This window comes from Streptomyces sp. NPDC033131 (genome assembly GCF_055578365.1).
The window spans coordinates 23,256-29,775 of sequence record NZ_JBVIPA010000067.1 but is presented as its reverse complement, the minus strand read 5'-3'; the positions used below and the strand labels follow the sequence as shown (position 1 = coordinate 29,775).

The window sequence follows — 6,520 nt, the reverse complement described above, 5'->3', positions numbered from 1 at the left end:
TCTGGACCAAGACCGCCGAAGAGATCCTCGATTCCCTCGCCCGCTTCTGCCGACGGATCTCTGGCGCAGGACACTAGGACCTGTCCGGCCGATCATGCCGCAGACGCGGGGTGTGGCACGCGCATCTGCCGCGTTGTCGTCGGTTGCCAACTCCCCCACTCCCGACTTCGCTCGAGCGGGGGCACCCCCATCGCGTCGACGCCCTCCTCCGCCTTGCAGCTGCACACACCACACCCCGCTCACAGGCACTCATGTCGCACCGTCGCTTCCCTGCGACTCGATCGGCCGGACAGGTCCTAGGGGCGCCCGGCCCAGGGCCGCTACTCGACCCCGATGAGGAGCACGGCTCCCTGCCGCCCGCCCCGGTACACCACCGTGTCGACGGCCATGTACGCCTCCCGTACGCGTGCTTCGAGGTGTTCGGCGATCGGCTCGGGAGCCTCGTTGCCCAGGACGAGGGTGACCAGTTCGCCGCCGGCCGCGAGCATCCGGTCGAGAACCGTTTCGGCGGTGACGGTGACGTCCTGCCCGATGACGGCCACGTCGCCGTCGATCAGGCCGAGGACGTCGCCGGCCTGGCAGATGCCGGCCATGGTCCACGACTGGCGTTCCGCGACGACGACTTCGGCGTACCGGGTGGCCCCCGCCGCCGAGGTCATCGTCACGACGTCCTCGTCGAAGCGGCGGTCCGGCGCGTGCACGGCGAGCGCGGCGATGCCCTGGACCGCGGAGCGCGTCGGGATGAGGGCCACCCGGATGCCCTCCGTGCGGGCCTGCTCGGCGGCCGCGGCCGCGGTGTGGCGCAGGTCCGCGTCATTGGGCAGCAGCACCACCTCGCGCGCGTGGGCCCGCCGTACGGCCTCGACGAGTTCCCCGCTCGCGGGCGGCTCCCCGGGCCGCGCGAGCACGGTCGTGGCGCCCGCCTCGGTGTAGAGCCCGGCCAGGCCCTCGCCGGGCACGACGGCCACGACGGCGCGCTGGGCGCGCTCCCGGGGCGGCCGCTCGGCGCCGGTGGTGTGCACGTCGCCGAGCGCGAAGTGCGTGATCCGGATCCGGTACGGCCGCCCGGCCTCGACGCCCGCCTCCACGGCGGCGCCCGCGTCGTCGACGTGCACATGGACGTTCCACAGCCCGTCGCCGCCGACGACGACGAGCGAGTCCCCGAGGGTGTCCAGCCGCTCCCGCAGCCGCTCGACGGCCGCGTCGTCGGCCTCCAGGAGGTAGATCACCTCGAAGGCGGGCCCGCCGTGCTCCGGGTCGGCGGGACTGTCCGCGCAGTCGGTGGCGAGAGCGGCGGCAAGGGTGTCCTCGGGGGTACCTGCGTCAGCCGCACGCGCGTGCTGCCCTCCGGCGAGCCCGTCGTCCACGCGCGCGAGCGGCGCCGACAACGCCACCTCCCGCGGCGTCTCCCCCGTGAACGTCTCGACCAGCGCCCCGAGGACCGCCACCAGCCCCCGCCCGCCGGCATCGACCACCCCGGCCCGCTCCAGCACGGCCAGTTGCGCGGGGGTCGCGGCCAGTGCCGCGCACGCCCCCTCGTAGGCCGCCCGCGCGACGGTCCCGCAGTCGCCCTCCGCCTCCTCGGCCGCGTCAGCCGCGGCTGAGGCGACGGACAGCACCGTGCCCTCGACGGGATGGGCCACCGCCTTGCGGGCGGAGTCGGCGGCATGCCTCAGGGCCAGCCGCAGCCCCGCCCCATCGGTGTGAGCGGTGTCATGATCGGCGGCGAGCACCTGGGCCATGCCGCGGAACAGCTGCGCGAGGATCGTCCCGGAGTTTCCCCGTGCCCCTATGAGAGCGCCGTGCGCCATCGCGCGCGTGGCGTCCGCCAGGGACGGCCCTTCGGCGGCGGCCTCGTACCCCGCGAACACCGCCTCGACCGCGGTCGAGGCGGACTCCACGGTCAGGTACAGGTTCGTGCCGGTGTCCCCGTCCGCCACGGGGTAGACGTTGATGGCGTCGATCTCCTCGCGCGCCCGCCCCAGCGCCCGGAGCGCGAGAGCGCACCAGGTGCGTACCGCGAGAGCATCGAAGAATGTCTGCGGCACCTGCGCCACCTGCGCCTCCCTGAGCTGCCGGCCTGGGACGCAGCGTAGACCTCGGGGTGGTGTTCACCGGAAGAGGGCCTGGAGCGAGGCCCTGAGCAGCCATGGTAGTTTCGTTCTACTGGCGCAGTCGTTGTATGCTGCTCCGGTTGCCCGATGACATCGGGCCATCCCCCTGGCAGCGCCACTCAGATCTCTGATCCTGCGATCTCGATCCCGGCATGCCGGGATCCACCGTAAGTGCATCTGAAGTCTTTGGAGTGACCCGTGGCTGCCAACTGCGACGTCTGCGGCAAGGGGCCGGGCTTCGGCAACAGCATCTCGCACTCGCACCGCCGTACGTCCCGTCGCTGGAACCCGAACATCCAGCGCGTGCGTACTGTGGTCGGCGGGACGCCGAAGCGCCTGAACGCTTGCACCTCGTGCATCAAGGCCGGCAAGGTCTCGCGCTGACGCACAGTAAGCGCGCGGCTACTGCTGGTTCACTGCACAGAGCCGGTCCACCTCGTGTGGACCGGCTTTTTGCACGTCCAAGCCGGCCTGCAAGCCCTCGCGCAAGCGTTTACGCGCCGCCGCCCACCCGGAACCGCCACCCGTGGTCCACAGGGCCGATCCCCGCGCCGAGCGCGAATCCGGCCGCGATCGCCCCGGTGACGTACTCCTTGGCAGCCGCCACCGCCTCCGGCACCGACTGCCCCTTCGCGAGCTGAGACGCGGTCGCCGACGCGAGCGTGCAGCCCGTGCCGTGCGTGTGCCGGTTGTCGTACCTCGGCGCCCGCAGCCAGTGCTCCTCGGAGCCGTCGGTGAGCAGGTCCACGGCGTCACCGGCCAGATGACCGCCCTTGATGAGCACCCATCGCGGGCCGTACGAGAGCACGGCCGCGGCGGCTTCCCGCATCAGGGACTCCGACTCGACCCGCACACCCGTGAGCTGCGCCACCTCGTCGAGGTTGGGCGTCGCCACGGTCGCGACCGGCAGCAGCTTGGTCCGTACGGCGTCCAGGGCGGAGGCGGCGAGCAGCGGGTCGCCGTGCTTGGAGACGCCCACGGGGTCCACGACGACCGGTGCGCCGGTCCCGCCGATCAATTCGGCGACCGCCTCGACGAGTTCCGCGGAGGCCAGCATCCCGGTCTTGACCGCCTGTACGCCGATGTCGTCGACCACGCTGCGGTACTGGGCCCGCACGGCCTCCACGGGCAGCTCCCAGGCGCCCTGCACGCCGAGGGAGTTCTGCGCGGTGACGGCCGTGATGACGCTCATGCCGTGCACGCCGAGCGCCAGCATCGTCTTCAGGTCGGCCTGGATGCCCGCGCCGCCGCCGGAGTCGGAGCCCGCGACCGTGAGAACCCGCGGCGGCGCGCTCATGACTCGATGTCCCCGAAGTGGTCCCAGCCGCCCTTCTTGGTCCACGGCGCCCCGTCCACCGTCACCTGGGGCAGCGCCGAGGGGTTGAGGACCTCGCCGATGATCTTCCAGCGGGCCGGCAGCTTCACGTCCGGCGGGAAGGTCGCGACGATGGCGTGGTCCTCTCCCCCGGTGAGCACCCACTGCATGGGGTCGACGCCGACGGCCTGCCCGATGTCGTTCATCTGGGAGGGGATGTCGATCGCGCCGGAGCGGACGTCGATACGGACCTTGCTGGCCTCGGCGATGTGCCCGAGGTCGGCGATCAGCCCGTCGCTCACGTCGCACATCGCGGTCGCGCCGAGCCCGGCGGCGGCCGGTCCCGCGTGGTAGGGCGGCTCGGGGCGCCGGTGTGCCTCCACGAAGGCGCGCGGCGAGCGGAACCCGCGGGACAGCACCGCGAACCCGGCCGCGGACCAGCCGAGCCAGCCGGTCACCGCGACGAGGTCGCCGGGCTGCGCGCCGCCCCGCGTGACGGGCTCGTTGTTGCGCAGATCGCCGAGCGCGGTGATCGACACCATGATCGTGTCGCCGCGTACGACGTCCCCCCCGACCACGGACGCCCCCGCGACCTGACACTCGTCGCGCAGGCCGTCCATCAGCTCGACCGCCCAGGCCACCGGGAGTTCGGCCGGAACGACCAGGCCGAGCAGCAGCGCGGTCGGTACGGCGCCCATGGCGGCGATGTCCGCGAGGTTCTGCGCGGCGGCCTTGCGGCCGACGTCGTAGGCCGTGGACCAGTCGCGCCGGAAGTGCCGCCCCTCGAGGAGGATGTCGGTGCTCGCCACGACCCTGCGGTCGGGCGCGGCCACCACCGCGGCGTCGTCGCCGGGGCCGACCCGGACCGCCGGGGTGGTGGTGAGACGGGAGGTGAGCTCCCTGATGAGCCCGAACTCACCGAGCTCACCAACAGTGCCCTTCATTGCCCTTACGCCCCTTCTGTACCTGTCCGAGCCCGGTCGCGCGTCACCAGTGTCCTCGATACGGTCGAGGTGACCGTCAACTTCTGTCGTGCCTGCACCCCGGCGCGCGAGCCCTGGTCGCCGCGGGTCTCCCCGCGGCGCGCGGCGACGCGATACCGTGGCGTTCCTTTTCCCCACATGATCCTCGTGGCCGCCCTGGAGGTTCCGTGGTACAGGCGTACATCCTGATCCAGACGGAGGTCGGCAAAGCGTCGACCGTCGCCGACATGATCAGCAAGATTCCTGGGGTCATCCAGGCCGAGGACGTGACAGGACCGTACGACGTGATCGTGCGCGCCCAAGCGGACACGGTCGACGACCTCGGTCGCTTGGTGGTCGCGAAGGTCCAGCAGGTGGACGGCATCACCCGCACCCTGACCTGCCCGGTCGTCCATCTGTAGCCCCCGTCTACCCTTGGCCGGTGAACTTCTTCCGTCACCGGTGCCGCATCCTCATCGGGCCGCCCGCGCTTGCCGTGCTGATCACGGTCGCGGGCTGCTCCTCAGCAGACGACAGCGCGTCGGCGGCGGTTCCCAGTCCGGGTGCGAAGGTCATGAAGCTGTGCCAGAACCTGGACAAGGCGCTGCCGACGAAGCTGGACGGTCTGGGCCGTGAGGATCCCGAGCCCGCGTCCGCACTGACGGCGGGCTGGGGAAGCCCGGCGATCATACTGCGCTGCGGTGTCGTGCGACCGCCCAAGATGATCGACCCCAAGGTGGCCGAAGGCGGCGACCCGGACGCGGTCGCCGGCGGTGTGAACGGCGTCGACTGGCTGATGGAGAAGCAGGACGACGGAGCGTACCGCTTCACCACCGCCAATCGCAGTGCGTACGTCGAGGTGACGGTGCCGAAGGGGCAGGACAGCACGGGAGTGCTGGTCGACCTCGCCCCGGCCGTCAAGAAGGCGGTCCCCGAAGGGATCGCCGGCTAGCCGAAGGGCTCAGCGCAGGCCGGTCGACCGCCGCAGCGCCGCCTGCACCAGCCGGTCCACCAGCTCCGGGTAGCTGATCCCGGACGCCTGCCACATCTGCGGGTACATCGAGATCGGCGTCATGCCGGGCATCGTGTTGATCTCGTTGATCACGAACTCGCCGTCCTCGGTGAGGAAGAAGTCCGCGCGTACCAGTCCCTCGCAGGAGGCGGCCTCGAACGCCTCCACCGCGAGCCGCTGCACCTCGGCCGTCTCCTCGGCGTTCAGCGGCGCGGGCACGATGCCGGGCGTCGAGTCGATGTACTTCGCCTCGAAGTCGTAGTACGCGTGCGTGTCCGGCGGCGGGATCTCCGAGGGCACGCTGGCACGGGGGCCGTCCTCGAACTCCAGCACCCCGCACTCGATCTCGCGGCCGCGCAGCGCCGCCTCCACGAGGATCTTCGGGTCGTGCCGCTGGGCCTCGGCGATCGCCTCGTCGAGACCGGACGGGTCGTCGACCTTGGTGATGCCGATCGACGAGCCCGCGCGCGCGGGCTTCACGAAGAGCGGCCAGCCGTGCTCGCCGGCCAGGTCGACGATCTTCCTGCGGGCGCCGGACTCGTCGCGCTCCCACTCACGCGGCCGGATCACCACGTACGGGCCGACCTTGAGCCCGAAGGAGGTGAACACCCGCTTCATGTACTCCTTGTCCTGGCCGACGGCCGAGGCGAGCACGCCGGAACCCACGTACGGCACCCCGGAGAGCTCCAGGAGGCCCTGGAGGGTGCCGTCCTCGCCGTACGGGCCGTGCAGCACCGGGAAGACGACGTCGACCTCGCCGAGGGCCTTGGGCACCGATCCGGGCTCGCTGTAGACGACTTCGCGGTTCGCGGGGTCGACCGGGAGCACCACGCCGCCCTCGCTGGACTCGGCCAGTGCCGCGACGTCGGGCGTACGGCGCTCGGTGATCGCCATGCGTTCCGGTTCGTCGGCGGTGAGCACCCACCGGCCCTCCCGGGTGATGCCGATCGGCAGGACGTCGTACTTGGTCCGGTCGATGGCCCGCAGGACGGCGCCGGCGGTGACCGTGGAGATCCCGTGTTCGGAGCTGCGCCCGCCGAACACGACGGCCACGCGCGGCTTGCGAGGCGGCTGCTCAGGGTTCTGGGGGAGGTTCTCGGTGCTCATATCGCGTTGA

At 71.7% G+C, this 6,520-nt stretch carries 7 protein-coding genes; 3 read left to right on the top strand and 4 right to left on the bottom strand.

Annotated features, from left to right (window positions below):
- Positions 1 to 320 precede the first annotated feature (320 nt).
- A complete protein-coding gene (locus ACZ5XS_RS42810) occupies positions 321 to 2,057 on the bottom strand; it encodes a DAK2 domain-containing protein (RefSeq protein WP_468660804.1) in 1,737 nt (578 codons plus the stop codon).
- 255 nt (positions 2,058 to 2,312) lie between these two features.
- Here ACZ5XS_RS42810 and rpmB point away from each other — a divergent pair, with 255 nt between their 5' ends.
- Complete coding sequence (gene rpmB, locus ACZ5XS_RS42805) at positions 2,313 to 2,498, top strand: 50S ribosomal protein L28 (RefSeq protein WP_217234690.1); 186 nt, start codon at positions 2,313 to 2,315, stop codon at positions 2,496 to 2,498.
- 109 nt (positions 2,499 to 2,607) lie between these two features.
- Here the strand turns inward: rpmB and thiD are convergent, their stop codons facing one another.
- Positions 2,608 to 3,411 carry a bifunctional hydroxymethylpyrimidine kinase/phosphomethylpyrimidine kinase gene (gene thiD, locus ACZ5XS_RS42800; protein ID WP_468660802.1) on the bottom strand — a complete coding sequence of 268 codons (804 nt, stop codon included), beginning with the start codon at positions 3,409 to 3,411 and terminating at the stop codon, positions 2,608 to 2,610.
- A complete protein-coding gene (locus tag ACZ5XS_RS42795; RefSeq protein WP_468660800.1) occupies positions 3,408 to 4,373 on the bottom strand; it encodes a thiamine-phosphate kinase in 966 nt (321 codons plus the stop codon). The genes thiD and ACZ5XS_RS42795 overlap by 4 nt, the downstream gene beginning before the upstream one ends.
- A gap of 206 nt (positions 4,374 to 4,579) precedes the next feature.
- On the opposite strand from ACZ5XS_RS42795, the gene ACZ5XS_RS42790 reads away from it, so the two are divergent.
- A complete protein-coding gene (locus tag ACZ5XS_RS42790; RefSeq protein WP_468101675.1) occupies positions 4,580 to 4,813 on the top strand; it encodes an Lrp/AsnC family transcriptional regulator in 234 nt (77 codons plus the stop codon).
- Positions 4,814 to 4,833: 20 nt separating this feature from the next.
- A complete protein-coding gene (locus ACZ5XS_RS42785; RefSeq protein ID WP_468660798.1) occupies positions 4,834 to 5,343 on the top strand; it encodes a DUF3515 domain-containing protein in 510 nt (169 codons plus the stop codon).
- A 9-nt stretch (positions 5,344 to 5,352) separates the two neighbouring features.
- Here ACZ5XS_RS42785 and ACZ5XS_RS42780 read toward each other — a convergent pair whose 3' ends face one another.
- On the bottom strand, positions 5,353 to 6,510 hold the full coding sequence (locus tag ACZ5XS_RS42780; RefSeq protein ID WP_468660796.1) for a D-alanine--D-alanine ligase family protein: 1,158 nt from the start codon (positions 6,508 to 6,510) through the stop codon (positions 5,353 to 5,355).
- Between the last annotated feature and the right edge of the window lie 10 nt (positions 6,511 to 6,520).

Bases quoted from the DNA above. Each gene is read 5' to 3' on its own strand.
- thiD (WP_468660802.1), bottom strand. From the start codon at position 3,411: ATGAGCGCGCCGCCGCGGGTTCTCACGGTCGCGGGCTCCGACTCCGGC.
- ACZ5XS_RS42795 (WP_468660800.1), bottom strand. From the start codon at position 4,373: ATGAAGGGCACTGTTGGTGAGCTCGGTGAGTTCGGGCTCATCAGGGAG.
- ACZ5XS_RS42780 (WP_468660796.1), bottom strand. From the start codon at position 6,510: ATGAGCACCGAGAACCTCCCCCAGAACCCTGAGCAGCCGCCTCGCAAG.